A 25977-nucleotide genomic window follows, 5' to 3' on the forward strand; every position below is an offset into this window, starting at 1 on the left:
CTCGTGCGTCTTGCGCGAGGCACGCCATTTTTTACTTTTGGGAAAAAGATAATGCCAACCATCAACCAGCTCGTCCGTAAAGGACGTGTGGCGGAAACGGCCAAGAGCAAGGTTCCTGCGCTCGAAGCCTGCCCGCAAAAACGCGGTGTTTGCACTCGCGTGTACACCACGACCCCGAAGAAGCCTAACTCGGCTCTGCGTAAGGTCGCCAAGGTTCGCCTGACCAACGGTTTCGAAGTGATTTCGTACATCGGCGGTGAAGGCCACAACCTGCAGGAACACTCGGTCGTGCTGATTCGCGGCGGTCGTGTGAAGGACTTGCCAGGTGTGCGTTACCACACCGTGCGCGGCTCCCTGGATACCGCTGGTGTCAAGGACCGTAAGCAGGCTCGTTCCAAGTACGGCGCGAAGCGTCCGAAGGCTTAATTCGCCTGGGTTGGGTCGCGAGCCCGGTCTTGCTCGTTCAAGACATTCGCGACGACGGCGTAGCGCCCCTGTGCGCATCGTCGAGTAAGTGACCAATCCATCGGGATGGTCGCGAGCGCAAAATTTCTTGCGCTCAACTGAATACTACTGAGGTTGAAACATGCCACGTCGTAGAGAAGTACCCAAACGCGAAGTATTGCCGGATCCAAAGTTCGGTAGCGAAGAACTGTCCAAGTTCATGAACGTCGTCATGCAGGATGGCAAGAAGTCGGTTGCCGAACGCATCGTTTACGGCGCGCTGGAAATCGTTGAAAAGAAGACCGGTAAGGCCCCCCTTGAGGTGTTCTCCCAAGCCCTCAACAACGTGAAGCCGGTCGTTGAAGTGAAGAGCCGTCGCGTCGGTGGTGCAAACTACCAGGTGCCGGTTGAAGTGCGTCAGACCCGTCGTATGGCGCTGGCCATGCGCTGGCTGCGTGAAGCTGCCCGCAAGCGCGGCGAAAAGTCGATGGGTCAGCGTCTGGCTGGCGAATTGCTGGATGCGGTCGAAGGCCGTGGCGGCGCGATGAAGAAGCGTGACGAAGTGCACCGTATGGCTGAAGCCAACAAGGCCTTCGCCCACTATCGCTTCTAATTCACCCTTTTAAGCAAAGGTATTGGCTGTGGCACGCATTACACCCATTGAACGCTACCGGAACATCGGTATTAGCGCGCACATCGACGCGGGTAAAACCACGACGACTGAGCGTATTCTTTTCTACACCGGTGTGAACCACAAGATCGGTGAAGTGCACGATGGCGCCGCCACCATGGACTGGATGGAGCAGGAGCAGGAGCGTGGCATCACGATCACCTCCGCTGCGACCACCACGTTCTGGAAGGGCATGGCTAACCAGTTCGAGCAACATCGCATCAACATCATCGATACCCCCGGTCACGTCGACTTCACCATCGAGGTGGAGCGTTCGATGCGTGTGCTGGACGGTGCTTGCATGGTTTACTGCGCTGTGGGCGGTGTTCAGCCCCAGTCGGAAACCGTTTGGCGTCAGGCCAACAAGTACAAGGTGCCGCGCTTGGCCTTCGTGAACAAGATGGACCGTCAAGGTGCCAACTTCTTCCGCGTGGTTGAGCAAATGCGCCTGCGTCTGCGCGCCAATCCGGTGCCTATCGCGATTCCTATCGGCGCTGAAGATGGCTTCACCGGCGTGGTTGACCTGTTGAAGAACAAGGCCATCCTGTGGGACGAAGCTTCGCAGGGTATGAAGTTCGACTACGTCGATATCCCGGCTGACCTGGTCTCTGTCGCTGCCGAATGGCGCGAGAAGATGATCGAAGCCGCTGCCGAGTCGTCGGAAGAGATGATGAACAAGTACCTGGAAACGGGCGAGCTGACCGAAGACGAAATCGTCGCCGGCCTGCGTGCACGTACCCTGGCTTGCGAAATCCAGCCGATGCTGTGCGGTACCGCCTTCAAGAACAAGGGCGTGCAGCTGATGTTGGATGCTGTCATCCAGTTGCTGCCGTCGCCGGTTGATGTGCCGCCGGTTGAAGGTGTGGATGATCGTGATCAGCCCGACACCCGTCAGGCTTCCGATGAAGCGCCGTTCTCGGCGCTGGCCTTCAAGCTGATGAGCGACCCTTATGTCGGTCAGCTGACCTTTTTCCGCGTTTACTCCGGCGTCGTCAATACTGGCGATACCGTGATGAACTCGGTCAAGGGCAAGAAGGAGCGCATGGGCCGTATCGTTCAGATGCACGCCAACAACCGTGAAGAAATCGCGGAAGTTCGCGCTGGCGATATCGCTGCCGGTATCGGTCTGAAGGATGTGACGACGGGTGAAACCCTGTGTTCGCCTGACCACGTCATCACCCTGGAGCGCATGGTATTCCCTGAGCCGGTGATACACGTTGCCGTAGAGCCTAAGACCAAGGCTGACCAGGAGAAGATGGGCGTTGCCCTGAATCGCCTGGCCAAGGAAGATCCTTCCTTCCGCGTGCGTACCGACGAAGAGACCGGCCAGACCATCATGTCGGGCATGGGCGAATTGCACCTGGAAATCCTGGTGGATCGCATGAAGCGCGAATTCGGCGTGGAAGCGAACGTGGGCGCCCCGCAAGTGGCCTACCGCGAAACCATCACCAAGACCGCCATCGACATCGAAGGCAAGCATGCCAAGCAGTCGGGTGGTAAGGGTCAGTACGGCCATTGCGTGATCACTGTCGAGCCTTCGGGCGAAGGCAAGGGTTACGAGTTCATCGACGAAATCAAGGGTGGTACCATCCCCCGCGAATTCATTCCGTCGGTGGACAAGGGTATCCAGAACACGCTGAAGTCTGGCGTGCTGGCTGGCTTCCCGGTGGTTGACGTTCGCGTTCGCCTGACCTTCGGTTCCTACCATGACGTTGACTCGTCGCAGATCGCCTTTGAACTGGCCGGCTCGCTGGCTTTCAAGGAAGCCATGCGTCGCGCCGGTCCCGTGATCCTCGAGCCTATGATGGCCGTTGAAATCGAGACCCCGGAAGAGTACATGGGCGACATCATGGGTGACATCTCGTCGCGTCGCGGCATGCTGCAAGGCATGGACGACAACCCTGCCGGTGGCAAGATGGTCAAGGCTGAAGTGCCTCTGTCCGAGATGTTTGGTTACTCGACCACCCTGCGCTCCATGTCGCAAGGTCGTGCTACCTACTCGATGGAATTCAAGCACTACTCCGAAGCGCCTAAGAACGTCGCTGAAGCCATCATTAACAAGAAGTAAACCGACTGCCGGGCCAACTGCCCGGCGGTTGTAAACCCAATTCAAGACTAAGGATAGAAGCAATGGCAAAGGAAAAGTTCGAGCGGACTAAGCCGCACGTAAACGTTGGCACCATCGGTCACGTTGACCACGGCAAGACCACGCTGACCGCCGCGATCACCACGATCCTGTCGAAGAAGTTCGGCGGCGAAGCCAAGGGCTACGACCAGATCGACAGCGCGCCTGAAGAAAAGGCCCGCGGTATCACCATCAACACCGCGCACGTCGAGTACGAAACCGAAAACCGCCACTACGCTCACGTTGACTGCCCCGGCCACGCCGACTACGTCAAGAACATGATCACCGGTGCAGCCCAGATGGACGGCGCTATCCTGGTGGTGTCCTCGGCTGACGGCCCCATGCCGCAGACCCGCGAGCACATCCTGCTGGCCCGTCAGGTTGGCGTGCCTTACATCATTGTGTTCATGAACAAGGCCGACATGGTCGACGACGCCGAGCTGCTCGAGCTGGTCGAAATGGAAGTCCGTGAACTCCTGAGCAAGTACGACTTCCCTGGCGACGACCTGCCCATCATCAAGGGTTCGGCACTGAAGGCCCTGGAAGGCGACCAGTCGGAAATCGGCGAACCCGCCATCTTCCGTCTGGCTGAAGCCCTGGACAGCTACATCCCCACTCCTGAGCGTGCCATCGACGGCGCCTTCCTGATGCCCGTGGAAGACGTGTTCTCGATCTCTGGTCGCGGCACCGTGGTGACTGGTCGTGTTGAGCGCGGCATCGTCAAGGTCGGCGAAGAAATCGAAATCGTCGGTATCAAGCCCACCGTCAAGACCACCTGTACCGGCGTGGAAATGTTCCGCAAGCTGCTGGACCAAGGTCAGGCTGGCGACAACATCGGCGCGCTGCTGCGTGGTACCAAGCGTGAAGACGTCGAGCGTGGCCAAGTTCTGGCCAAGCCGGGTTCGATCACCCCGCACACCAAGTTCTCCGGTTCGGTCTACGTGCTGAGCAAGGATGAAGGCGGCCGTCACACCCCGTTCTTCAATGGCTATCGCCCGCAGTTCTACTTCCGTACCACCGACGTGACCGGTGCGGTTGAGCTGCCAGCTGGCACCGAAATGGTGATGCCAGGCGACAACGTTGAAGTGGTTGTGGCCCTGATCGCTCCGATCGCCATGGAACAAGGTCTGCGCTTCGCTATCCGCGAAGGTGGCCGTACCGTTGGCGCTGGCGTTGTTGCCAAGATCATCGAGTAATAGTCAATGGGTGGGCCAGCAGGCCCACCCTTGTTCTTTCATGTTGTTCAGGCAACCATCCGGTTGTCTCGCTCTTTAGGAAAAATCATGGCTAACCAAAAGATCCGCATCCGCCTCAAGGCTTACGACTACGCACTGATCGATCGTTCCGCCCAGGAAATCGTCGACACTGCCAAGCGCACTGGCGCTGTGGTCAAGGGCCCGGTTCCGCTGCCCACCAAGATTGAACGTTTCGACGTGCTGCGTTCGCCGCACGTGAACAAGACCTCGCGCGACCAGCTCGAGATCCGTACTCACCTGCGCCTGATGGATATCGTGGACCCGACCGACAAGACGGTTGACGCCCTGATGAAGCTGGATCTGCCGGCTGGTGTGGACGTAGAGATCAAACTGCAATAATTTCTTGCATAAAACCAAGACGTTGCAGTATCATCGCGGGCTCGCTGTAATGGCGAGCCCGCTTTGTATTTTTTGCTGCCGTAAGGTGGTGGTGCAAGGCAGGTAGTTTCGTTCGATGCAGGCCGCCCTGCGCGGCTTGCGATGATCGCCGGCCAATCGTAGCTGGCCCTTTTAAAAGGAAAGAACGATGAGCTTAGGACTTATCGGGCGCAAGGTCGGTATGACCCGCGTGTTCGTCGAGGATGGTGCTTCCATCCCGGTGACCGTGCTGGATCTGTCGTCCAATCGCGTCGCGCAAATCAAGACTCCTGAAGTAGATGGCTATGCCGCTGTGCAAGTCACCTTCGGCGAGCGTCGCGCCAATCGTGTCAACAAGGCTGAAGCCGGTCACTTTGCCAAGGCAGGTGTCGAGGCTGGTCGTGGTCTGCACGAGTTCGCGCTGACGGCTGACGAGCTGGCCAAGTTCCAGCCTGGCAGCCAGATCACCGTTGAGATCTTCACCGTGGGTCAACTGGTCGATGTGACCGGTACCTCCCAAGGTAAGGGCTTCTCCGGTGCCATCAAGCGTCACAACTTCAGTTCGCAGCGTGCCTCCCACGGTAACTCCGTGTCGCACAACGCTCCTGGTTCGATCGGTATGGCGCAGGATCCGGGTCGTGTATTCCCCGGTAAGCGCATGGCTGGTCAGTACGGTAACGTCAAGAGCACCGTGCAAAACCTGGAAGTGGTTCGTGTTGACGCCGAGCGTGGTCTGTTGCTCGTCAAGGGTGCCGTTCCCGGCTCCAAGGGCAACGACGTTGTCGTGCGTCCCAGCGTGAAGGCAGGTGCGTAATGGAACTGAAAGTCATCAATGCAAGTGGCCAAGCCGCTGCCAGTGTGACCGCTTCCGACGCATTGTTCGGTCGCGATTACAATGAAGCCCTGGTTCACCAGGTTGTCACCGCCTACCTCGCCAATGCCCGTAGCGGCAACCGTGCCCAAAAGGGCCGTAGCGATGTGGCCAAGTCCACCCGCAAGCCGTGGCGTCAAAAGGGTACGGGCCGCGCTCGTGCCGGTATGGCGTCCAGCCCGCTGTGGCGTGGTGGTGGCAAGATTTTCCCGAGCTCCCCTGACGAAAACTTCACCCAGAAGGTCAACCGCAAGATGTATCGCGCTGGCCTGGCGACCATCCTGTCGCAACTGGTGCGTGAAGAGCGTCTGGTGGTGGTTGACGGCTTCACCGCCGAAACCCCGAAGACCAAGGCATTTGCTGCCAAGCTGGCTGCCATGGGTCTGAACGAGCGCACCCTGATTGTCACCGACAATCTTGATGAGAACCTGTACCTGGCTTCGCGCAACCTGCCCAACGTGCTCGTGCTCGAGCCGTCGCAGGCCGATCCGGTCAGCCTGGTTCGCTTCAAGAAGGTGCTGGTCACCCGCGAGGCGCTCAAGCAAATCGAGGAGATCCTGGCATGACTCAGCTGAATCAAGATCGTCTGCTGCAGGTACTGCTGGCTCCGGTGATCTCTGAAAAGAGCACGCTGGTTGCTGAGAAGTACGAGCAAGTGGTTTTCCGCGTCGTCAGCGATGCGACCAAGCCGGAAATCAAGGCTGCGGTTGAGTTGCTGTTCAAAGTGCAGGTCGAATCCGTCCAAGTCACCAATGTGAAGCCGAAGCAAAAGCGTTTCGGCCGTACCACTGGCTGGCGTAAGGGCTGGAAGAAGGCCTACGTTGCCCTTAAGCCCGGTCAAGAGATTGACCTCCAGGCTGCACAGTAAGGAGAACGACGATGCTGGTAAAAGTTAAGCCCACATCCCCCGGTCGCCGCGCCGTTGTCAAGGTTGTCAGCCCTGAGCTGCACAAGGGCAAGCCGCACGCTGCCCTGGTGGAAAGCCAAAGCAAGAACGCCGGTCGTAACAATCGCGGTGTGGTTACCGTTCGCCATCAAGGCGGCGGCCACAAGCAGCACTACCGCCTGATCGATTTCCGTCGCAACAAGGATGGCATTGTTGCCACCGTTGAGCGTCTGGAATACGACCCTAACCGTACCGCCCACATCGCGCTGCTCTGCTACGCTGATGGCGAGCGTCGCTACATCATCGCTCCGCGTGGCCTGAAGGCCGGCGCGCAAGTGGTGAGCGGCCCGGAAGCGCCGATCAAGGCGGGTAACACCCTGCCGCTGCGCAACATTCCGGTCGGTAGCACCATCCATTGCATCGAAATGCAACCTGGCAAGGGTGCGCAGATTGCGCGTTCGGCCGGTGCTTCCGTGCAATTGCTGGCTCGCGAAGGTGCCTACGCCCAGCTGCGTCTGCGTTCCGGTGAAATCCGCAAGGTGCACGTCGATTGCCGCGCCACCATCGGTGAAGTTGGTAACGAAGAGCACAACCTGCGCAAGATCGGCAAGGCCGGTGCAAATCGCTGGCGTGGTATTCGCCCGACCGTTCGCGGTACGGCGATGAACCCGATCGATCACCCGCACGGTGGTGGTGAAGGCCGCACTGGTGAAGGTCGTGTGCCGGTTAGCCCGTGGGGTACCCCGACTAAGGGTTACCGTACCCGCAGCAACAAGCGCACCGACAATATGATCGTGCGCCGCCGGTATTCGAATAAGGGGTAATTAGACATGGCTCGTTCCGTTAAAAAAGGCCCGTTCGTCGACGCTCATCTGCTCAAGAAGATTGAAGCAGTGCGTGCGACCAACGACAAGCGCCCGGTAAAGACCTGGTCCCGTCGCTCCACCGTGCTGCCCGACTTTGTCGGTCTGACCATCGCGGTGCACAACGGCAAGCAACATGTTCCCGTGTACATCAACGAGAACATGGTCGGTCACAAGCTGGGCGAATTCTCGCTGACCCGTACGTTCAAGGGTCACGCTGCCGACAAAAAAGCCAAGAAGTAAGGTGCCGCCATGCAAACTTCCGCTATTTTGACTGGCGCACGCCTGTCGGCTCAGAAAGCTCGCCTGGTCGCTGACCTGGTGCGCGGCAAGCCGGTTGAGCACGCCATCAACATTCTGACCTTTAGCCCTAAAAAGGGCGCGGTCATCATCAAGAAGCTGTTGCTGTCGGCGATTGCAAATGCCGAACACAACGATGGCGCCGATATTGACGCCCTCAAGGTGACGACCATTTATGTGGACAAGGGGCCTTCCCTGAAGCGTTTTGCCGCACGTGCCAAGGGCCGTGGCAACCGCATCGAGAAGCAAACCTGCCACATCACCCTGACCGTGGGCGAATGAGGACGATATGGGACAGAAAATTCATCCGATTGGCTTCCGTCTAGCCGTCAACAAGAACTGGGCCTCGAAGTGGTATGCGAATAGCAAAAACTTCCCGGCCATGCTCGCCGAAGATATCAAGGTGCGCGAGTTCCTGAAGAAAAAGTTGTCGCATGCCTCGGTTGGTCGCATCGTTATCGAGCGTCCGGCCAAGAACGCCCGCATTACCATCCACAGCGCCCGTCCGGGTGTGGTGATTGGCAAGAAGGGTGAAGACATCGAGATCCTGAAGCGCGACCTGGTCAAGCTGATGGGTGTGCCGGTGCACATCAACATCGAAGAAATCCGCAAGCCGGAAACCGATGCACAAGTGATCGCTGACTCCATCGCTGCCCAGCTGGAAAAGCGCGTGATGTTCCGTCGTGCTATGAAGCGCGCGATGCAGAACGCCATGCGTCTGGGTGCCCAGGGTATCAAGATCATGTCGTCGGGTCGTCTGAACGGCATCGAAATCGCCCGTACCGAATGGTATCGCGAAGGCCGTGTGCCCCTGCACACCCTGCGCGCTGACATCGATTACGCGACGTCCGAAGCCAAGACCACCTACGGCATCATCGGTATCAAGGTGTGGGTGTACAAGGGTGACGTGAAGGCTGGCCAGGAAGTGGCCGCTCAGCCGGAACAAGCCGAACGCAAGCCGCGAAAGGGACCTCGAAATGCTGCAGCCAACTAGACTCAAGTACCGCAAACAGCAGAAAGGCCGTAACACCGGCGTTGCTACCCGCGGTAACAAGGTTAGCTTCGGCGAGTGGGGCCTGAAGGCCATTGGCCGTGGTCGTCTGACCGCGCGTCAAATTGAAGCCGCTCGTCGCGCCATGACCCGTCACATCAAGCGTGGCGGTCGTGTGTGGATCCGCGTATTCCCGGATAAGCCTATCTCTTCCAAGCCCGCCGAAGTTCGGATGGGTAATGGTAAGGGTAGCCCGGAATACTACGTTGCCGAGATTCAGCCTGGTAAGGTGCTGTATGAGATGGACGGTGTGGACGAGACTCTCGCCCGCGAAGCCTTCCGTCTGGCCGCCGCCAAGCTGCCAATCGCGACGACTTTCGTAACCCGACATGTGGGGCAGTGAGATGAAAGCGACTGAATTGCGTAACAAATCGGTCGATGAGCTCAAGACCGAGCTCACCTCGCTCCTGAAGGCCCAGTTCGGCCTGCGCATGCAGCTGGCTACCCAGCAGCTTGCCAAGACCAGTGAACTGAAGCGCGTTCGCCGCGATATCGCGCGTGTTCGCACCATCCTGGCTCAGAAGGTGGCGTAAATGACCGAGACCAAACTGAAGCGTTCGCTGACCGGCCGTGTGGTCAGCAACAAGATGGACAAGACCGTGGTTGTGCTGGTTGAGCGTAAGGTTAAGCACCCGCTCTACGGCAAGATCATTCGTCTGTCGAAGAAGTACCATGCGCACGATGAAACCAACGCCTACGGCGAAGGTGACATGGTGACCATCGAGGAAACTCGTCCTCTGTCCAAGACCAAGTCCTGGATCGTGACCAGTCTCATCGAGAAGGCTCGTACTGCTTAATCAAGTGATCTGATCACTTTTTTAGCGTAAGTGCTTGTCAGGGCATTCTACATATCGTAGAATGCCCTGCTGTTTATCCTTCGTCCGAAATGGTGTTCCACCATTTCGGTGTCGGAGTTTTATCCCTATCGGGGTCCAAAACTGGCCGTTGTGCCGTGGTTTGCTACGGCGCTGCCGGGTATGCCGGCGGAATTGACGGGTTAAGTTGGAGGTTTGTTTCCATGATTCAAATGCAATCCATGCTGGATGTTGCTGACAACACCGGTGCGCGCTCTGTTATGTGCATCAAGGTGCTGGGTGGCTCCAAGCGTCGTTACGCTTCGGTGGGCGACATCATCAAGGTGAGTATCAAGGACGCCGCACCGCGTGGCCGCGTGAAGAAGGGCGACGTTTATAACGCCGTCGTTGTTCGCACTGCCAAGGGTGTTCGTCGTGCCGATGGTCAGCTCATCAAGTTTGATGGCAATGCCGCCGTGCTCCTCAACAACAAGCTTGAGCCGATCGGCACCCGCATCTTCGGGCCGGTGACGCGTGAACTGCGCACCGAGCGCTTCATGAAGATCGTCTCGCTCGCGCCAGAAGTGCTGTAAGGGGTACGCGCATGAATAAGATTCGTAAAGGCGACGAAGTCGTCGTTATCACTGGCAAAGACAAGGGCAAGCGCGGCACCGTCCTGCGTGTTCTGGTCAATGACAAGGTTATCGTTGAAGGTATCAACGTCGTGAAGAAGCACCAGAAGCCGAATCCGGTTCGCGGTGTTGCTGGCGGCGTGGTGGACAAGACGATGCCGATCCAGGTTTCCAACGTAGCCATCTTCAATAAGGCGACCCAGAAGGCTGACCGTGTCGGCTTCAAGTTGCTCGACGACGGCAAAAAAGTTCGCGTGTTCAAGTCGAACGGCGAAGTGGTCGGGGGCTAAACATGGCACGCTTGCAAGATTTCTACAAAGAAACCGTCGTTCCGCAGCTCACTGAAAAGTTCGGCTATACGTCGATCATGGAAGTGCCGCGCATCGAGAAGATCACTGTCAACATGGGTGTTGGCGAAGCTGTGGCCGATAAGAAGGTCATGGAACACGCCGTTGGCGATCTGACCAAGATCACCGGCCAAAAGCCCGTCGTGACCCTGTCGAAGAAGTCGATTGCCGGCTTCAAGATTCGTGACAACTACCCGGTTGGCTGCAAGGTCACCCTGCGTCGCGATCGTATGTATGAATTCCTGGATCGTCTGGTGACCATCGCTCTGCCGCGCGTGCGCGACTTCCGCGGTGTTTCGGGCAAGTCCTTTGACGGCCGTGGTAACTACAACATGGGCGTCAAGGAACAGATCATTTTCCCGGAAATCGAGTACGACAAGATCGACGCCCTGCGTGGTATGAACATCACGATTACCACCACCGCGAAGACCGACGAAGAAGCCCGTGCGCTGCTCGCCGCGTTCAAGTTCCCGTTTAAGAACTGAGGTTTGCCATGGCTAAACTCGCTTTGATCAACCGTCAAGAGAAGCGCGAAAAGCTGGTGGCGAAGTTTGCCGCCAAGCGCGAACAGCTGCTGGCAATCATCAACGACCAGAACCTGAGCGACGAAGAGCGCTTCGCCGCCCGCCTGAAACTCCAGGCCCTGCCGCGCAACGCCAACCCGACGCGTCTGCGTAACCGTTGTTCGGTTACCGGTCGTCCGCGTGGTGTGTTCCGCAAGTTCGGCCTCGGCCGTAACAAGCTCCGTGAGATCGCCATGCGTGGTGAGATCCCCGGTGTTGTCAAGGCCAGCTGGTAAGGAGATCACGAATGAGTATGCATGATCCCATCGCCGATATGCTGACCCGCATCCGTAACGCTCAGCGTGCGGACAAGCCGTCGGTAACGATGCCCTCCTCCAAGATCAAGGTGGCTATCGCTACCGTGCTGAAGGATGAAGGTTATATCGAAAACTTCGCCGTGACCGGCGATGAAAAGAAGCCCCAACTCGATATCGAGTTGAAGTACTACGCCGGCCGTCCGGTTATCGAGCGCATCGATCGCGTTTCGAAGCCTGGTCTGCGTATCTACAAGGGCGTGAACGATATCCCCAAGGTCATGAATGGCCTCGGTATCGCCATTGTCTCCACCTCCATGGGTGTGATGACTGACCGCAAAGCACGCGCCCAGGGTATCGGTGGCGAGCTGCTCTGCTTCGTGGCGTAAGGAGTAGAACATGTCCCGCGTAGCTAAAAACCCAGTCGTTCTGCCTGCCGGCGTTGAAGTCAAGATGGCCGGTGGCGAGATTGTTGTTAAGGGCCCGCTCGGTACCGCATCGCGTCCTCTGGATAGCGCTGTCGAGATCGCTGTCGAAAACAACGCTCTGGTCTTCAAGGCCGTTGATGAAAGCAAGCACTCCCGCGCCATGTCCGGCACGATGCGTGCGCTGCTGAACAACATGGTAACCGGCGTCTCCAAGGGCTTTGAGCGCAAGCTCAACCTGGTAGGCGTGGGTTATCGTGCCCAGGCTCAAGGTGAAGTTCTCAATCTGACGCTGGGTTTCTCCCACCCTGTCGCGCACAAGATGCCGGCTGGTGTGAAGGTGGAAACCCCGACGCAGACCGAGATCCTCCTGAAGGGTGTCGACAAGCAACAGGTTGGTCAGGTTGCCGCTGAGATTCGCGCATACCGTGCTCCAGAGCCCTATAAGGGCAAGGGTGTACGTTATAGCGACGAAGTGGTGGTCCTGAAAGAAACCAAGAAGAAGTAATCGAGGCTGAAATCATGGACAAGAACGAAACTCGCTTGCGCAGGGCCCGCAAAACCCGTGCCCGCATTGCCGGCTTGAAAGTGGTGCGCCTTTCGGTTCATCGCACTAACAGCCATATCTACGCCCAGGTCATTGATGAGACCGGCGGCAAGGTGCTGGCCAGCGCGTCGACCCTGGAAGTGGATGTCCGTAAGGACATCGCTAACGGTGGCAACATCGCTGCTGCAGCTGCTGTTGGTAAGCGTATCGCCGAAAAGGCGAAGGCTGCTGGCGTAAGCGCCGTTGCCTTCGACCGCTCGGGCTTCCATTACCACGGCCGCGTCAAGGCTTTGGCCGACGCCGCTCGTGAAGCCGGCCTCGAATTCTAAGGAGTAATCATGGCGAAGTCAGAAATCGAAGATCGCGGCGACGGCCTGCGGGAGAAGATGATCAGCGTCAACCGCGTCACCAAGGTGGTGAAGGGTGGCCGGATCATGGGTTTCGCCGCACTGACCGTGGTCGGTGACGGTGATGGCCGTATTGGCATGGGCAAGGGCAAGTCGAAGGAAGTGCCCGTGGCTGTGCAAAAGGCAATGGAAGAAGCCCGCCGCAAGCTGGTGAAGATCAGCTTGAAGAACGGTACCGTTCAGCACGCAGTCGTTGGCAAGCACGGTGCTACCACCGTGTTCATGCAGCCTGCCGCTGAAGGCGCTGGTATCAAGGCCGGTGGTCCGATGCGCGCTGTGTTCGAGGTGATGGGCGTGACCAACATCTCGGCCAAGTGCCACGGTTCCACCAATCCTTACAACCTCGTGCGTGCCACCCTGGACGGTTTGTCCAAGCTGCGCAGCCCGGCTGAAGTTGCTGCCAAGCGCGGCAAGGCCATCGAGGACATCCTGGGGGCCGAGGCAAATGGCTAATTCCAAGATCAAGGTAACGCTCGTCAAGAGCCTGATTGGCCGTCTCGAAGCGCACAAGGCGTGCGCTCGTGGTCTGGGTCTGCGTCGCATCCGCCAAACGGTGGAAGTGATCGATACCCCGGAAAACCGCGGCATGATCAACAAGATCAGCTATCTGCTGAAAAGCGAGGGCTAAATGGAACTGAATACGATCAAGCCCGCTGATGGTGCCAAGCACGCTTCCAAGCGTGTAGGCCGCGGCATTGGCTCTGGCCTGGGCAAGACTTGTGGCCGTGGTCACAAGGGTCAGAAGTCGCGTTCGGGTGGTTTCCACAAGGTGGGCTTCGAAGGCGGTCAAATGCCTTTGCAACGTCGCCTGCCTAAGCGTGGTTTCAAGTCGTTGACCAAGGGTCATACGGTTGAGCTGCGTCTGGACGACCTGAACAAGCTGCCGGTTGAAGAAGCCGACTTGCTGGTGTTGAAGCAGGCTGGCCTGGTTCCGCAAGGTGCCAAGGCTGCCAAGCTGATCCTGGCTGGTAAGGTGGAGAAGGCTATCAAGCTGCGTGGCGTGTCGGCAACTGCCGGTGCCCGTGCTGCTCTGGAAGCCGCCGGCGGCAGCATTGTCGAATAAAGCTTGAGATAGGGCGACTACGTGGCAAATCCTGCGATGGCCAGTACTGCAAGCAAGTATGCAGATCTGAAAAAACGAATCTTGTTCCTCATAGGTGCTTTGATCGTTTATCGCATCGGTGCGCATATCCCTATACCAGGTATTGATCCGATAGCCTTGGCCAAGCTCTTCGACATGTCGCAGAGCGGGGCCGGGCTGCTGAACATGTTCAACATGTTCTCGGGCGGTGCCTTGTCCAGGGCAACGGTGTTTACCATCGGCATCATGCCGTATATCTCTGCTTCTATTGTCGTTCAGCTGGGTTCGGAAGTCGTACCCAAGCTGAAGGAATTGAAGAAGGAGGGTGAGGCAGGTCGTCGCAAGATCACGCAGTACACGCGTTATCTGACCGTGGTTATCGCTGTTGCACAAAGCTTCGGTGCGGCAAGTTGGGCGCTCAATTCTCAGTTGGTTGTGCCAGGTATCAGTGGTGCGGAGTTTTACTTCACCACTGTGTTGACCCTGGTGACCGGCACGATGTTCTTGATGTGGCTGGGTGAGCAGATCACCGAGCGTGGCCTGGGTAACGGTATCTCCATCCTGATCTTTGCGGGTATTGCCTCTGGCATACCGGCATCCATAGGTCAGACCCTGGAGTTGGCTAACCAAGGTGCGCTGCCTGTGCTGCTGGTGTTGGCCCTGGGTGCTGGCGTGGTCTTGCTGACTGCTGCAGTGGTGTTTGTGGAGCGTGGTCAGCGCAAGGTGCTGGTGAGCTATGCCAAGCGTCAGGTGGGCAACCGCGTGATGCAAGGTCAGAACACCCACCTGCCACTCAAGCTGAACATGGCTGGTGTCATACCGCCGATTTTTGCTTCGAGCATCATATTGTTTCCGGCTACTCTGATGTCCTGGGGTGGTGAGTCCAGCTTCTTCTCCTGGTTGAAGCCGGTCGGCTCCATGTTGCATCCTGGTCAGCCGCTGTATGTGATGCTTTATGCAGCTGCCATCATCTTCTTCTGCTACTTCTATACCGCCTTGGTATTCAACCCCAAGGAAACGGCTGAGAACCTGAAGAAGAGCGGTGCGTATATCCCTGGCATACGCCCGGGTGAACAGACCGCAAAGTATATTGAGCGAGTGATTCTGCGTCTGACGCTGATCGGTGCGATCTACATCAGCATCATCTGCCTGATTCCGGAGTTCCTGCTCCTGCAGTGGAACCTGCCGTTCTATTTCGGCGGTACTTCACTGTTGATCGTGGTGGTGGTAACGATGGACTTCATGGCACAGGTCCAGTCGTATCTGCTGTCTCACCAGTACGAGAGTTTGCTGAAGAAAGCGAACTTCAAGGCTGGCTGATACGAACCTGTGACTAACGATAGATAACCCGAACGAGTCATGTCGAAGGAAGACGTTATTCAGATGCAAGGGGAGGTTCTGGAGAACCTTCCCAACGCGACTTTTCGCGTGAAACTGGAAAATGGTCATGTGGTACTGGGCCATATCTCCGGCAAGATGCGGATGCACTATATCCGCATCCTGCCTGGCGATAAGGTGACCGTGGAGCTGACGCCCTACGATCTATCCCGTGCCCGTATAGTCTTCCGCTCGAAGTGACGCGGTTTTTCATTGAAAGGATAGAGCGATGCGAGTTCAAGCTTCGGTCAAGAAAATATGCCGTAACTGCAAAGTCATACGCCGCAACCGCGTTGTGCGTGTGATCTGCACGGATCCGCGGCACAAACAACGTCAAGGTTAAGCCGCGTCAGTTGCCGTCGGCTGGCGTTTGGTGCTAGAATCCGCAACTTTTTACATCTGGGGTAACGAGAATGGCCCGTATTGCTGGGGTAAACATACCCAATCATCAGCATACCGTCATTGGCCTGCAAGCCATTTACGGGATCGGACAGACTCGCGCTAAGGCCATCTGTGCCATCGCTTCAGTTCCAGCTGATCGCAAGATCAAGGACCTGACCGATGCAGAGATGGACAAGCTGCGCGAGGAAGTCGGCAAGTTCACGGTTGAGGGTGACCTCCGTCGTGAGATTACGATGAACATCAAGCGTCTGATGGACCTCGGTTGTTACCGTGGTCTGCGCCATCGCAAGGGCTTGCCCGCGCGTGGTCAGCGCACCCGCACGAACGCGCGTACCCGTAAGGGCCCGCGTAAGTCGATCGCAGGGAAGAAGTAAGCACTTAAGGAATAGCAATGGCTAAAGCAAACACAGTGCGTGTACGGAAGAAAGTCAAAAAGGTCGTGTCGGAAGGCATCGTGCATGTGCACGCTTCCTTCAACAACACGATCGTGACCATCACTGATCGCCAAGGAAATGCTCTCTCCTGGGCTACCTCGGGCGGTGCTGGTTTCAAGGGCTCTCGGAAAAGTACACCATTCGCCGCCCAGGTGGCAGCGGAGCATGCTGGTAAAGTTGCCCAGGAATATGGCGTCAAGAACCTCGAAGTCCGCATCAAGGGACCCGGCCCAGGCCGTGACTCCGCTGTGCGTGCGTTGAATGCGCTGGGTTTCAAGATCACCAGCATTTCCGACGTTACCCCCGTACCGCACAACGGCTGTCGTCCGCCGAAAAAGCGTCGTATCTAATTCCGGAGACCCGAGATGGCACGTTATATCGGACCGAAATGTAAACTTTCGCGCCGCGAAGGCACAGATCTGTTCCTGAAGAGCGCACGTCGCGCTCTGGACAGCAAGTGCAAGCTGGATAGTAAGCCTGGTCAACACGGTGCTAAGCAGCCCCGTCTGTCAGGTTTTGGTGTGCAACTGCGTGAGAAGCAAAAGATTCGCCGTATCTACGGTGTTCTTGAGCGTCAGTTCCGCCGTTATTTTGAAGAGGCTTCCCGCCGTAAGGGCTCGACCGGTGAAAACCTGTTGAAGATCCTGGAAGCGCGTCTCGACAACGTTGTGTACCGCATGGGCTTCGGCTCGACTCGCTCGGAAGCTCGTCAGCTGGTCAGCCACAAGTCGATCACCGTGAATGGTGTGGTGGTGAATATCGCCTCCTACCAGGTCAAGGCTGGCGACGTGGTGTCTGTTCGCGACAAGTCGAAGAAGCAGGTTCGTATTCAGGAAGCGCTCGCGCTGGCTGAGCAGATCGGTTTCCCCGGCTGGGTTAGTGTCGATGGCAAGAAGATGGAAGGCGTTTACAAGAGCGCCCCAGAACGCAGCGACCTGTCCAGCGACATCAACGAGCAGCTCGTCGTCGAGTTCTACTCGAAGTAATCGAACCGTAAATACGGATCGTCGCTCGTTTCGATAAAGGGATTGATTGTTTATGCAAAGCAACGCGAATGACTTGCTGAAACCGCGCATCATCGATGTGCAGGCATCGTCGTCTACCCAGGCGCGTGTCGTGATGGAGCCGTTTGAGCGTGGCTACGGCCATACGCTCGGCAATGCGTTGCGCCGTATCCTGCTGTCGTCGATGCCCGGCTATGCGCCGACCGAAGTTAAGATCGAAGGCGTGTTGCATGAGTACTCGGCACTTGACGGTGTTCAGGAGGATGTCGTTGATATCCTCTTGAACCTCAAGGGTGTGGTGCTCAAGCTGCACGGCCGTGGTGAAGCCCTGCTGACCCTGAAGAAGGATGGCGAAGGCGTTGTTAAGGCCAGCGATATCGAAGTCCCTCACGACGTCGAGATCGTCAACCCTGATCACGTGATCGCCAACCTCTCTGCTGGCGGTAAGCTCGCCATGGAGATCAAGGTTGAAAAGGGCCGCGGCTACCAGCCGGCTGTCGTGCGTCTGGACAAGGAAGAGGGTCGTAACATCGGCTCTATCCTGCTGGATGCGTCGTTCAGCCCGATACGTCGCGTCAGCTACGCGGTTGAGAGCGCTCGTGTTGAGCAGCGTACCGACCTCGACAAGCTGGTGATGGAGATCGAAACGAACGGTGCCATCGATCCGGAAGAAGCGGTTCGTTTTGCCGCCCGCGTCCTGGTCGAGCAGCTGGCCGTGTTCGCTGACCTGAAGAGCACTGAAGTCGAACCTGAGGCGCCTCGTGCCCCGCAGGTCGACCCGATCCTGCTCCGCCCGGTTGACGATCTGGAATTGACCGTGCGTTCGGCGAACTGCCTGAAGGCTGAAAACATCTATTACATCGGTGACCTGATCCAGCGTACCGAGACCGAATTGCTGAAGACCCCCAACCTGGGTCGCAAGTCCTTGAACGAAATCAAGGAAGTGCTGGCCTCCAAGGGTCTGACGCTCGGCATGAAGCTGGAAAACTGGCCGCCGGTCGGCCTGGAAAAGCCGTAATCCAGGCTGGAAAGACAAGGGATAAACACCATGCGTCATCGTCAAAGTAACCGCAAACTGAATCGCACGACGAGCCATCGTCTGGCGATGCTGCGCAACCTGGCCAACGCACTGCTGAAGCACGAAGTCATCAAGACGACGCTGCCTAAGGCAAAGGAACTGCGTCGCGTGGCTGAGCCGCTGATCACTCTGGGCAAGCAGGAGCGCACTGTCGCCAACCTGCGTCTGGCCTTCGACCGCACCCGCGATCGTGAGCTGACCCTGAAGCTGTTCGACGTGCTGGGCCCACGCTACAAGAACCGTAACGGCGGCTACCTGCGCATCCTGAAGTACGGTTTCCGTCAGGGCGACAATGCTCCTATGGCATTGGTCGAACTGCTGGACCGTCCGGAAGTTGCTGAAGTCGTGGAAGCTGCCTAAACCACAGTGTTCCAATAGAAAAGCCAACCTTAGGGTTGGCTTTTTTACGTCTGGCGTACTGCTTTCGGCGTAGCCGCAGCATTAGCTGGGGTGGGCCGATATCTGTATGGGTGGTGGCGGCTCGGCGGGATCATCGCCAAACCAGTCCCAGCTTTTCTGCGCTTTGCGGCTGGCTTCGTGGCACAGGTGCTGCGCCTTGTCGTAACCCATGCCGGCCAGGTCGGCTACAGCCTGGTAGTCGTCAGGAAGCGCCTCATCGTTCCAGCCATTGGCACTATGGCGGGCATAGGCCACTGCGGTCGTAACGGTACGCACCCTGGGGTTCTCTGCGTGGCCTTCATCCATCAGCATCTTTAGTATCGGGGGCAGGTGCCAGGCTTCGATCAGTGCCAGTTGTAGCTCGAGTAACGGAAAGCCCAGCACGGTCTTTTGTGCTACCTGGCTGCGCAGGCGCTTGTCTAGCTGTTGCATGGCACGTATGCGTAGTAGCAGCTTGGGGGAGAAGCAGCCCACCAGTACTTCGGCAATATCGCGCAGCAAGGCGGCGGTACCCACCTCGCCGCCGTCGATATCGTGCCGGTGACCGGCCCAGAGTTCGGCACTAATGGCGGCATGGAAGGCCCGCTGCAGCACCCGCAGGACCTGCTTCAGACCCTGTGGGTGCCCCTGTAGCATATGCTCGACCGTGTCGCATTCGACAAAGGCGCGCAGCAGGGGGTCGACTCCCACCATCAGGATGACCCGTTCTACGGTGGTGACGTCGGTCAGTTGCTGGGCGGAGCGGTGACGCTGCAGATATCGCAGTATCTTGAGTGCCAGCAGGGCGTCGTGATGTGCGACAGCGGCCAGATCCAGCACCGTGGCATCCTCGCCTTTCTCCACCAGCTTGACCAGCTCTGCCTTGCTGCGGGCGAGTATGGGGAAGGTGCTGGCTTCGAAGAAGCGTGTCCAGGCATCAATACTGGCTAATGGGTGCTCTATCATCTGTCCTCCTCGCATGAGTCTAGTGCTCAGTGCCAGCGATAGCCAGCCCAGCACGCAAGCTGCCGATATCACTATAATCGGCGGCTTACCCTTATCGAGTTCACCATGGCCAGCTATGCAATAGGCGACCTGCAGGGTTGTTATCAGGAGTTTCTGGACTTGTTGGCCGAGATGGCGTTTCAGCCGGATAGGGATCGACTGTTCCTGGTGGGCGATCTCGTCAATCGTGGGCCAGACTCACTGGCGGTGTTGCGTTGGGTGTATCAGCACCGGGACTGTGTCGATATCGTGCTTGGCAATCATGATTTGCACCTGCTGGCGGTGCAGGCGGGTCTGGCGAGGCAGAAAGGTAGGGATACCCTGGCCGAGGTGTTGGCGGCGCCTGACGCACCCTTGCTGTTGGACTGGCTGCGTTGTCAGCCGCTGGTGCGGCGATGCGGTGGCTTTCTGTTTGTTCATGCGGGCTTGCTGCCCGACTGGACGGCGCAACAGGCGGTGGCGCTGTCGGCGGAGGTCGAGGCGGTGCTGGCCTCCGCGGGGTATAAGGAATTCCTGGGGCAGATGTATGGCAATCAACCGAGTCGGTGGCATGAGGGGCTGGTCGGCATAGACAGGCTGCGCCTGGTGGTGAATGTCTGCACCCGCATGCGCCTGCTGACGGACACAGGGGCCTTGGACCTGGATTTCAAGGGAGAGCTGGACAATGCGCCGGCCTATCTGCATGCCTGGTTTGATGCGCCGGATAGGCAGCAGCAGGATGTCTGTATAGTCAGCGGCCATTGGTCGGCCCTGGGCTTGATGCTGAGGCCTGATGTCATCGCGCTGGATACCGGCTGCGTCTGGGGCGGCAGCCTGGCTGGTGTGCGGCTGGAGGATAGGCAGGTGTTTCAGGTGCCATCACGGCAAGCGCGCTCTAGCGACTGGGGCTGATGTCGTCCCCGTTTGCCGGTTGCGAGGCCTCAGGTGCTGCGACGGCCAGCTCGATATCGCTACGCACCCGTTCGGCGATGCGTTGCTGCGCCAGCTGCGCCAGCTCTCGCCGGCCATATTCCTGGGCGGCTAGGGCGGGCAGGTAATCGAGGGTGACGCGCATGCGCGGTTCAGCCAGCAACAGGCCCATGGATTCAATCAGGCTCATTTCCCCCACATAGGCGGCAGCCGTGCTGCGCAGGCCGTGCTGGTCGTAGTAGCGCAGGGCGATGGGCTGCAGCTGGGCGCCAGCTTCTATTGCGGGCTGCAGCAGCGAGGCATTGAAGCTGGCGACATCCAGCCCATGGGTGGTACTGCCTTCGGGGAAGACAGCAATGCAATCGCCGCTGCTGAGCGCATGGGCAATCTGGCGATTGACCCGCACGGTGTCATGGCGGCGTTCGCGGGCCACGAACAGGGTGCCGGTCCGATGGCATAGCCAGCCTATCAGGGGCCAGCGGCGGACCTCGGATTTGGCCACGAAGCGCGATGGGCAGACCGCATTCATGACAAAGATATCCAGCCAGGACACGTGGTTGGCCACCAGCACGGTATTGGTAGGCACCAGCTCAGGGTGGTCGCCGCGTGCTTCCACCTCGATGCCCAGTATCTGGCACAGGCGCCGAGACCAGCGCGCGATGGCGCGCGCCCGGCTGGCGGCATCCCTGCGCTTGAACAGCAGGGCAACCTCGGTCAGGCCAAGCAGCAGATGCAGGAAGAGGCGGGCGGAACGCCACGCGCGTAGTAGTCGCGGTGTTTTCATGGTGACAAGCCGCGAGTGTAATGTCGCGAGCAGCGGCTTGTCAGCAAACCGTGCGCTGATACCGGCCAGCACCCCGGTCATTCGGTGGCGATGAAGTGGCGGGCGTAACGGTTATTCATCCGGCTCATGGGAAGCAGGATCAGCAGGTCGGCGGTGTTGAAGTCCGGATCCCATGCCGGCAGGCCGCAGATATAGGCCCCCACGCGCATATAGCCCTTGATCAGCGGCGGGATCTCGGCCGGCACGGCATCATCGAGTGCATCCAGGGGCAGTGGGCAGCGTGGATGGGCGCGCCACTCTACCGGCGACATGGATTTCTTGCTCAGCTCCCGGTAGATGCTGGCGGCGGCATGTCCGCCGTCCGCCATGCTGATGCTGGCGCAGCCGACCAGGTATTCGTAGCCGTGGCGGCTCATGTAGTCGGCCAGACCGGCCCAGAGCAGGGTGATGGTGGCGCCGGTGCGGTAGTCAGGATGTACGCAGGAGCGCCCCACTTCGACCATGCTGTTGCGGATGTGCTGGAAGCGGGTCAGGTCGAACTCGGTTTCGGAGTAGTAGCTGCCTAGTGCCTTGGCTTGGTGGGGCGGCAGGATGCGATAGGTGCCGACGACTTCGTTGCTGGCTTCGTCCCGTACCAGCAGGTGTTCGCACCAGGGGTCGAACAGGTCTACATCCAGGCCGCTATGGCGGCTGTTGAGCCGAGCGCCCATCTCTTCGCCAAACACCTTGTAGCGCAAGGCCTGCGCTGCGCGTACGTCGCTGTCGCTGCTGGCCAAGCTGACGCTGAGCTTGGGCCGGACCGGGGTGGTGGGTTGCAGTTCGATATGCAGCATGGCGCTGGGGCTCCAGGTCTGTTCGTGGTCTCAGGAACAAACTTAGAGTGCTGCGATGACGGTCAGGTGACCGTGGAATGAAGGATTTCTTACCGGTGTAACGACGCCTAGGCGCGGTGGTCGCTACCGTCGTCTGCCAGCGGATCGACCGGACTGCCTGCAACCCGGTACTGTTCGGCAGCCCATAGGCCAAGGTCTATCTGCTTGCAGCGTTCGCTGCAAAAAGGACGCCAGGGATTATCGGTTGACCATGGGCTGAGCTTGCCGCAACACGGGCAGGGGACTTGACGTTGGGACATGGATCAGAGGTTGCAGAAAGCCAGGACGAAATCGATATCGTGATCGCACTGCCTGGGGCGGTCGGAGCCGGCGGCAGGCGTAACGAAACGCACATTGATGGCGTACTTGTTGGCCGAGAGTTCGGGGACGTAGGGAATGTCGGAGGCCAGTGTTACCTTGAGTAGCTGCACCAGCTTGCCGCCCGACATCTGCTGGAAGGCACCATTGCGGGCCACCAGGGGTACTACCTTGGCGCTGTTGCGTAATATCCGCAGCACGATGTCTATGCCGTCCTTGATGGGCAGCATGGGGCCTAGCCAGCCCCCCAGTTCGTGCCGGCGTTCTTCTACCGGTTTTTGTTGCCAGAAGTGGTAGGAGGGCAGGTCGAACTCGCAAACGCCGCCGGGAATGCCGGAGCGCTGCTTGATGGCCATCAGCCACTCATTCTCACGCAGGTGCTGGGCGAACTTGCCGGTGGGCTCCAGCAGGCGGCCATGGGTGTGCTCGATATCGGCCAGTACCATATCCAGCGCCTCTTCGGAAATCTGCGGATTGTCGCGCAGTCCTTCCAGTGTCTGGCGCTGGCGGTCCAGTTCCTGCAGCAGATCTGATTTCAGATCGGCGCGGCCGGCCACTTCCATGATTTCGAACAGGCACAGCAGGGAGGCGTGATGCTCCAGGGGGTGATCGCGACCGGCAAAGAAGGCGGCACGGTCGTACAAATCCTCCAGCCGCAGCAAGGTGCGGATACGTTCGTTGACGGGGAATTCGTAGCTGATCACGTTGGGCGTGGAATGGTTAGGCCTGTATTAGCGCTCGATTGTGCAAGATTCGCCCCATTTTTACAAACGATTAAGCTGAATCGGGTTCCGATTCAGGTGCTTGCAGATATTTCTTATGTAAAACCTTAACTTTATCCGCGAGTTGCGCGAGGTCGCCGTCGTTGGTGATCACGTCGTCGGCTCGAGCCAAACGTTCGCTGCGGCTCATCTGGCCGGCCATGATGGCCCTGACCTCGGTCTCGCTGAGCTGGCTGCGCTGCATCACGCGAGATATCTGCATCGCCTCGGGGACATCGACCACCAGGGCGCGCGAGATCGTACTGGCGTAGGCGCCCGTCTCGAACAGCAGGGGCACGGCCAGCAGGCAATAGGGCGTGGTGGTGGGCAGGCTGGCCAGATCGGCCAGTGCGGTCTGGCGTATCAGGGGGTGGAAGGTGGCTTCCAGGTTGGCCTTAGCCTGGGGATTGCTGAAGATGGCGTGTCTTAGCCTGGGGCGGTCGATGGCGCCATCTGGCGTCAGGTAATCTGATCCGAACAGCTGCGCTACGCAGGCGGCACCTGCCTGCCCGGGCTGGCTTAGGCGATGGGCGATCTCGTCGGTATCGACCAGGGGCACGCCCAGCGCCTGGAAAGCCTGGGCGACGGCGGATTTGCCCGAGCCAATGCCGCCGGTCAGGCCTATCACGCGCAAGAGAGGCACTCCGGCGGACGAGGCATCAGTAGGCGCCCCAGATTAGTCTTTGTAGTTGCGGACCCCAGAACAGGGTGGCGAGGCCGGCTATGGCCAGGTAGGGTCCAAAAGGCAGGGGTTTGCCCCAGCCTCGCCGCGCCAGCAGGGTCAGGCTGATGCCTATGATTGCACCGGCTACCGACGACATGAGGATGATGACAGGCAGGCACTGCCAGCCCATCCAGGCGCCCAGGGCAGCCAGCAGCTTGAAATCGCCATATCCCATGCCGTCCTTGCCGGTGACCAGCTTGAAGGCCCAGTAGACCAGCCAGAGCAGCAGATAGCCAGCCATGGCACCAACGACGGCATCCTGCAAGGGAACGAAGATGCCGTTCAGGTTGAACAGCAGGCCCAGCCAGAGCAGGGGCAGGGTCAGGCTATCGGGCAGCAGATAGGTATCGGCATCAATGCAGAACAAGGCTACCAGGAACCACACCAGAAGAATCGCACCCACCGCCAGCAGGGAGGGGCCAAAGTGCCAGGCCATGGCGGCAGTGAGCAGGCCGGTCGTCAGTTCCACCAGCGGATAGCGCGGACTGATGGCTGTCTGGCAGTGACGGCAGCGTCCGCGCAGCCATAGCCAGGAGAGCACGGGGATATTGTCGCGGGCGGTGATGAGGGCGCCACAGCCTGGGCAGGCTGAGCGCGGTACCGCCAGGTTGTAGCGTGGCCTGGCTGGCTCTTCGGCATCTTCGGGCAGATCGATGACCGCGCATTCGTGACGGAATTCGCTCTCCATCATCTTGGGCAAGCGATGGATAACCACGTTCAGAAAGCTGCCTACGATCAGGCCCAAGCATAGCGAGAAAACTATGAAGAACGCCGGCTCAATGCTGGCGAGGTTGAGTAGCGTCATTGCATCAGCCGCCGACGGCGGCACCCATCTTGAAGATGGGCAGGTACATGGCAATGATGATGCCGCCGATGATGGGGCCCAGTACCATCATGATCATGGGTTCCATCAGGCTGGTCAGCGCATCGACGGCCTCGTCCACTTCCTGTTCGAAGAAGTCGGCGATCTTGCCCAGCATGGCGTCCAGTGCGCCGGATTCTTCGCCGATGGCAACCATCTGCATCACCATAGGGGGGAAGACTTCGCTGTTCTGCATGGCGACAGTCAGGCTGGTACCGGTGCTGACTTCGGTCTGGATGCGTTTGGTGGCATCGGCATAAATGATATTGCCGGCGGCGCCGCCGACGGAGTCCAGTGCTTCAACCAGCGGCACACCGGCGGCAAACATGGTGGACATGGTGCGTGTCCAGCGGGCGATGGTGGCCTTGCGCATGACTTCGCCCAGCACCGGGATGCGTAACGACAACTTGTCTATGGCATGCTGGAACTTACGTGAACGTTTCTTGAGCTGGATGACGCCATAGATGGCGCCGCCTATGCTGCCGAATATGGCCCACCAGTAACCGAGGAAGATCTCCGAGATGGTAATCACTAACTGGGTGGGGCCAGGCAGTTCGGCGCCAAAGCCAGAGAACAGGTCTTTGAAGGCGGGGATCACGAAAATCATGATCACCGAGATCACAATAAATGCTGCAACAACAATCGAGATGGGGTAGAACAGTGCGGACTTGATCTTGCCCTTGATGGCCAGGATCTTTTCCTTGTAGGTTGCTAGTCTATCCAGCAAATTATCGAGAATACCGGCCTGCTCGCCCGCCTGTATCAGGTTGCAGAACAACTGGTCGAAGTAGAGCGGGTGCTTGCGGAAGGCCTGGGTGAGGCTAGCACCGGTTTCCACGTCGTTCTTGATCTCGGTCAGCAGGCGGGTCACGCTGGGGTTGGCGTGACCCTTGGCGACGATGTCGAAGGCTTGCAGCAGCGGTACGCCGGACTTCATCATGACCGCCATCTGGCGGGTGAAGAAGGTGATGTCCTTCTCGGTGATGCGCTTGCCCATGGATCGGGATTGCTTCTTGATCTTGAGCACGGTAACGCCCTGGCGGCGCAGACTGGCACGCACCACGGCATCGCCACCGGCGCGCATTTCACCCTTGATGGTTTTACCCGTCTTGTCTTTGCCTTCCCAGGAAAAGGTTTGTTCCTTGACCTGGTTTTTCTTATCGACCGCCATGCGGTTACTCCTTGGCTTAACAGCC

General features: G+C 58.6%; 42 protein-coding genes. 34 read left to right on the plus strand and 8 right to left on the minus strand.

Annotated elements, in window-relative coordinates:
• The first annotated feature begins 51 nt into the window (after window positions 1–51).
• The 33 genes from rpsL (at window position 52) to rplQ (ending at window position 18528) form a co-directional block, all read left to right on the plus strand.
• Complete coding sequence (rpsL, locus tag QQK16_RS14370) at window positions 52–426, plus strand: 30S ribosomal protein S12 (protein WP_072428335.1); 375 nt, start codon at window positions 52–54, stop codon at window positions 424–426.
• A gap of 160 nt (window positions 427–586) precedes the next feature.
• Complete coding sequence (gene rpsG, locus QQK16_RS14375) at window positions 587–1057, plus strand: 30S ribosomal protein S7 (RefSeq protein WP_284197170.1); 471 nt, start codon at window positions 587–589, stop codon at window positions 1055–1057.
• 28 nt (window positions 1058–1085) lie between these two features.
• Window positions 1086–3182, plus strand: coding sequence for an elongation factor G (gene fusA, locus QQK16_RS14380; RefSeq protein WP_284197171.1), 2097 nt, complete (start codon window positions 1086–1088; stop codon window positions 3180–3182).
• A gap of 62 nt (window positions 3183–3244) precedes the next feature.
• Complete coding sequence (tuf, locus tag QQK16_RS14385; protein WP_284197161.1) at window positions 3245–4435, plus strand: elongation factor Tu; 1191 nt, start codon at window positions 3245–3247, stop codon at window positions 4433–4435.
• An 87-nt stretch (window positions 4436–4522) separates the two neighbouring features.
• Entirely contained in the window at window positions 4523–4834 is a 312-nt protein-coding gene (rpsJ, locus tag QQK16_RS14390; protein WP_072428332.1) for a 30S ribosomal protein S10, read from the plus strand.
• A gap of 187 nt (window positions 4835–5021) precedes the next feature.
• Window positions 5022–5666 (plus strand): 50S ribosomal protein L3, encoded by a 645-nt coding sequence (rplC, locus tag QQK16_RS14395; protein WP_284197172.1) that lies wholly within the window; start codon window positions 5022–5024, stop codon window positions 5664–5666.
• Complete coding sequence (gene rplD / locus QQK16_RS14400; protein ID WP_284197173.1) at window positions 5666–6289, plus strand: 50S ribosomal protein L4; 624 nt, start codon at window positions 5666–5668, stop codon at window positions 6287–6289. The genes rplC and rplD overlap by 1 nt, the downstream gene beginning before the upstream one ends.
• Window positions 6290–6294: 5 nt before the next feature.
• Window positions 6295–6591, plus strand: coding sequence for a 50S ribosomal protein L23 (gene rplW / locus QQK16_RS14405; RefSeq protein ID WP_284197303.1), 297 nt, complete (start codon window positions 6295–6297; stop codon window positions 6589–6591).
• A gap of 11 nt (window positions 6592–6602) precedes the next feature.
• Window positions 6603–7433: a 50S ribosomal protein L2 gene (rplB, locus tag QQK16_RS14410; protein ID WP_284197174.1), complete on the plus strand. Its 831-nt coding sequence runs from the start codon at window positions 6603–6605 to the stop codon at window positions 7431–7433.
• Window positions 7434–7439: 6 nt separating this feature from the next.
• Complete coding sequence (gene rpsS / locus QQK16_RS14415) at window positions 7440–7715, plus strand: 30S ribosomal protein S19 (protein ID WP_028446086.1); 276 nt, start codon at window positions 7440–7442, stop codon at window positions 7713–7715.
• 9 nt (window positions 7716–7724) lie between these two features.
• On the plus strand, window positions 7725–8054 hold the full coding sequence (gene rplV / locus QQK16_RS14420; protein ID WP_284197175.1) for a 50S ribosomal protein L22: 330 nt from the start codon (window positions 7725–7727) through the stop codon (window positions 8052–8054).
• A gap of 7 nt (window positions 8055–8061) precedes the next feature.
• Window positions 8062–8766, plus strand: coding sequence for a 30S ribosomal protein S3 (rpsC, locus tag QQK16_RS14425; RefSeq protein WP_308447043.1), 705 nt, complete (start codon window positions 8062–8064; stop codon window positions 8764–8766).
• Window positions 8750–9166: a 50S ribosomal protein L16 gene (gene rplP / locus QQK16_RS14430; RefSeq protein WP_072428324.1), complete on the plus strand. Its 417-nt coding sequence runs from the start codon at window positions 8750–8752 to the stop codon at window positions 9164–9166. Before rpsC ends, rplP begins: the two co-directional genes overlap by 17 nt.
• A gap of 1 nt (window position 9167) precedes the next feature.
• On the plus strand, window positions 9168–9356 hold the full coding sequence (gene rpmC / locus QQK16_RS14435) for a 50S ribosomal protein L29 (protein WP_284197176.1): 189 nt from the start codon (window positions 9168–9170) through the stop codon (window positions 9354–9356).
• Window positions 9357–9620 (plus strand): 30S ribosomal protein S17, encoded by a 264-nt coding sequence (rpsQ, locus tag QQK16_RS14440; protein WP_284197177.1) that lies wholly within the window; start codon window positions 9357–9359, stop codon window positions 9618–9620. It begins immediately after the preceding gene.
• A 221-nt stretch (window positions 9621–9841) separates the two neighbouring features.
• Entirely contained in the window at window positions 9842–10210 is a 369-nt protein-coding gene (gene rplN, locus QQK16_RS14445) for a 50S ribosomal protein L14 (RefSeq protein WP_072428322.1), read from the plus strand.
• 11 nt (window positions 10211–10221) lie between these two features.
• Window positions 10222–10539 (plus strand): 50S ribosomal protein L24, encoded by a 318-nt coding sequence (rplX, locus tag QQK16_RS14450; RefSeq protein ID WP_284197178.1) that lies wholly within the window; start codon window positions 10222–10224, stop codon window positions 10537–10539.
• 2 nt (window positions 10540–10541) lie between these two features.
• Entirely contained in the window at window positions 10542–11081 is a 540-nt protein-coding gene (gene rplE / locus QQK16_RS14455) for a 50S ribosomal protein L5 (protein ID WP_284197179.1), read from the plus strand.
• An 8-nt stretch (window positions 11082–11089) separates the two neighbouring features.
• Window positions 11090–11395, plus strand: coding sequence for a 30S ribosomal protein S14 (gene rpsN / locus QQK16_RS14460; protein WP_284197180.1), 306 nt, complete (start codon window positions 11090–11092; stop codon window positions 11393–11395).
• 11 nt (window positions 11396–11406) lie between these two features.
• The gene (gene rpsH / locus QQK16_RS14465) at window positions 11407–11802 is read left to right on the plus strand and encodes a 30S ribosomal protein S8 (protein WP_284197181.1); all 396 of its coding nucleotides are present in this window, start codon (window positions 11407–11409) and stop codon (window positions 11800–11802) included.
• Between the two features lie 10 nt (window positions 11803–11812).
• Entirely contained in the window at window positions 11813–12346 is a 534-nt protein-coding gene (rplF, locus tag QQK16_RS14470) for a 50S ribosomal protein L6 (RefSeq protein WP_284197182.1), read from the plus strand.
• 14 nt (window positions 12347–12360) lie between these two features.
• On the plus strand, window positions 12361–12714 hold the full coding sequence (gene rplR, locus QQK16_RS14475) for a 50S ribosomal protein L18 (protein ID WP_284197183.1): 354 nt from the start codon (window positions 12361–12363) through the stop codon (window positions 12712–12714).
• 9 nt (window positions 12715–12723) lie between these two features.
• Complete coding sequence (gene rpsE / locus QQK16_RS14480; RefSeq protein ID WP_284197184.1) at window positions 12724–13245, plus strand: 30S ribosomal protein S5; 522 nt, start codon at window positions 12724–12726, stop codon at window positions 13243–13245.
• On the plus strand, window positions 13238–13420 hold the full coding sequence (rpmD, locus tag QQK16_RS14485; RefSeq protein WP_284197185.1) for a 50S ribosomal protein L30: 183 nt from the start codon (window positions 13238–13240) through the stop codon (window positions 13418–13420). The genes rpsE and rpmD overlap by 8 nt, the downstream gene beginning before the upstream one ends.
• Complete coding sequence (gene rplO / locus QQK16_RS14490) at window positions 13421–13855, plus strand: 50S ribosomal protein L15 (RefSeq protein WP_284197186.1); 435 nt, start codon at window positions 13421–13423, stop codon at window positions 13853–13855.
• Between the two features lie 36 nt (window positions 13856–13891).
• On the plus strand, window positions 13892–15193 hold the full coding sequence (gene secY, locus QQK16_RS14495) for a preprotein translocase subunit SecY (protein ID WP_284197187.1): 1302 nt from the start codon (window positions 13892–13894) through the stop codon (window positions 15191–15193).
• A 39-nt stretch (window positions 15194–15232) separates the two neighbouring features.
• Window positions 15233–15451, plus strand: coding sequence for a translation initiation factor IF-1 (infA, locus tag QQK16_RS14500; protein ID WP_284197188.1), 219 nt, complete (start codon window positions 15233–15235; stop codon window positions 15449–15451).
• A 28-nt stretch (window positions 15452–15479) separates the two neighbouring features.
• Window positions 15480–15593 carry a 50S ribosomal protein L36 gene (rpmJ, locus tag QQK16_RS14505; RefSeq protein ID WP_072428311.1) on the plus strand — a complete coding sequence of 38 codons (114 nt, stop codon included), beginning with the start codon at window positions 15480–15482 and terminating at the stop codon, window positions 15591–15593.
• A 70-nt stretch (window positions 15594–15663) separates the two neighbouring features.
• The gene (gene rpsM / locus QQK16_RS14510) at window positions 15664–16026 is read left to right on the plus strand and encodes a 30S ribosomal protein S13 (RefSeq protein ID WP_284197189.1); all 363 of its coding nucleotides are present in this window, start codon (window positions 15664–15666) and stop codon (window positions 16024–16026) included.
• A 17-nt stretch (window positions 16027–16043) separates the two neighbouring features.
• Window positions 16044–16436 carry a 30S ribosomal protein S11 gene (rpsK, locus tag QQK16_RS14515; RefSeq protein WP_072428309.1) on the plus strand — a complete coding sequence of 131 codons (393 nt, stop codon included), beginning with the start codon at window positions 16044–16046 and terminating at the stop codon, window positions 16434–16436.
• Between the two features lie 15 nt (window positions 16437–16451).
• Complete coding sequence (gene rpsD, locus QQK16_RS14520; RefSeq protein WP_284197190.1) at window positions 16452–17072, plus strand: 30S ribosomal protein S4; 621 nt, start codon at window positions 16452–16454, stop codon at window positions 17070–17072.
• A 52-nt stretch (window positions 17073–17124) separates the two neighbouring features.
• Complete coding sequence (locus QQK16_RS14525; RefSeq protein WP_284197191.1) at window positions 17125–18108, plus strand: DNA-directed RNA polymerase subunit alpha; 984 nt, start codon at window positions 17125–17127, stop codon at window positions 18106–18108.
• Between the two features lie 30 nt (window positions 18109–18138).
• Window positions 18139–18528, plus strand: a complete 390-nt coding sequence (gene rplQ, locus QQK16_RS14530; protein ID WP_284197192.1) for a 50S ribosomal protein L17 — start codon at window positions 18139–18141, stop codon at window positions 18526–18528.
• Window positions 18529–18609: 81 nt separating this feature from the next.
• Here rplQ and QQK16_RS14535 read toward each other — a convergent pair whose 3' ends face one another.
• Window positions 18610–19512 (minus strand): HDOD domain-containing protein, encoded by a 903-nt coding sequence (locus QQK16_RS14535; RefSeq protein ID WP_284197193.1) that lies wholly within the window; start codon window positions 19510–19512, stop codon window positions 18610–18612.
• 105 nt (window positions 19513–19617) lie between these two features.
• Here QQK16_RS14535 and QQK16_RS14540 point away from each other — a divergent pair, with 105 nt between their 5' ends.
• Complete coding sequence (locus QQK16_RS14540; RefSeq protein WP_284197194.1) at window positions 19618–20442, plus strand: symmetrical bis(5'-nucleosyl)-tetraphosphatase; 825 nt, start codon at window positions 19618–19620, stop codon at window positions 20440–20442.
• On the opposite strand, the gene QQK16_RS14545 is transcribed toward QQK16_RS14540, so the two are convergent.
• From QQK16_RS14545 to QQK16_RS14575, 7 genes are all read right to left on the minus strand, one after another.
• The gene (locus tag QQK16_RS14545) at window positions 20426–21244 is read right to left on the minus strand and encodes a lysophospholipid acyltransferase family protein (protein WP_284197195.1); all 819 of its coding nucleotides are present in this window, start codon (window positions 21242–21244) and stop codon (window positions 20426–20428) included. The genes QQK16_RS14540 and QQK16_RS14545 overlap by 17 nt on opposite strands.
• A gap of 77 nt (window positions 21245–21321) precedes the next feature.
• Window positions 21322–22077: a GNAT family N-acetyltransferase gene (locus QQK16_RS14550; protein WP_284197196.1), complete on the minus strand. Its 756-nt coding sequence runs from the start codon at window positions 22075–22077 to the stop codon at window positions 21322–21324.
• A gap of 107 nt (window positions 22078–22184) precedes the next feature.
• Entirely contained in the window at window positions 22185–22376 is a 192-nt protein-coding gene (locus QQK16_RS14555; RefSeq protein WP_284197197.1) for a DNA gyrase inhibitor YacG, read from the minus strand.
• 3 nt (window positions 22377–22379) lie between these two features.
• Window positions 22380–23138, minus strand: a complete 759-nt coding sequence (zapD, locus tag QQK16_RS14560) for a cell division protein ZapD (protein WP_284197198.1) — start codon at window positions 23136–23138, stop codon at window positions 22380–22382.
• 70 nt (window positions 23139–23208) lie between these two features.
• Entirely contained in the window at window positions 23209–23823 is a 615-nt protein-coding gene (coaE, locus tag QQK16_RS14565; RefSeq protein ID WP_308447052.1) for a dephospho-CoA kinase, read from the minus strand.
• A 31-nt stretch (window positions 23824–23854) separates the two neighbouring features.
• Window positions 23855–24724: a prepilin peptidase gene (locus QQK16_RS14570; RefSeq protein WP_284197200.1), complete on the minus strand. Its 870-nt coding sequence runs from the start codon at window positions 24722–24724 to the stop codon at window positions 23855–23857.
• Between the two features lie 4 nt (window positions 24725–24728).
• Window positions 24729–25952 carry a type II secretion system F family protein gene (locus QQK16_RS14575; RefSeq protein WP_284197201.1) on the minus strand — a complete coding sequence of 408 codons (1224 nt, stop codon included), beginning with the start codon at window positions 25950–25952 and terminating at the stop codon, window positions 24729–24731.
• Window positions 25953–25977: the final 25 nt, after the last annotated feature.

Source organism: Chitinimonas prasina, from assembly GCF_030160395.1.
GTDB lineage: Bacteria > Pseudomonadota > Gammaproteobacteria > Burkholderiales > Chitinimonadaceae > Chitinimonas > Chitinimonas prasina.